Annotated in this window: 1 pseudogene; it reads right to left on the bottom strand. The window is 46.2% G+C overall.

Features of this window, described 5'->3' with window-relative positions:
• Window positions 1–72: 72 nt before the first annotated feature.
• Window positions 73–481 (bottom strand): annotated as a pseudogene (locus A3739_RS08500) (S-methyl-5'-thioadenosine phosphorylase); the annotation flags it as partial.

Genomic DNA, 481 nt, shown 5'->3' with positions numbered 1-481 from the left:
AATGTCTTAGATAGATGGCTAGCGAAGATCCCAAAGTAAGGGAGCGGCCATCTACAGTCGATTAAACAGGCATTAGGTTGTAGATAGGTACTGACTTAAAATAGCCTCAACAGATTTTATACCTGACTCTAAAGCCTCCCTGATTTCTTCCATCGTTATGGCTTCTAAGCCATGTAACCCAGCAGCCCAATTTACACTCACAGCAAGGCAGGCGTAATTTAATTCAAGCTCAATCGCGAGCGACGCTTCAGGCATACCAGTCATGCCGATCATGTCACCACCATCTTGCTTGATTCGCATCACCTCTGCTGCACTTTCGAGACGAGGGCCGTTAGTAGCGGCATACACCCCGCAAGGTAAGATATCGATGTTCTGATCGCGAGCAGCGGTGATTAAACCCTTTCTGATCGACTGTGTGTAAGGTTCAGTAAAGTCGATATGACCAAGTTTACCGTCACTACCATCATATATCGTATGTTCC

This window comes from Oleiphilus sp. HI0067 (assembly GCF_001635735.1).
Note: the sequence above shows the minus strand (reverse complement) of the source record. Positions and strands in the feature narration are given on the sequence as shown.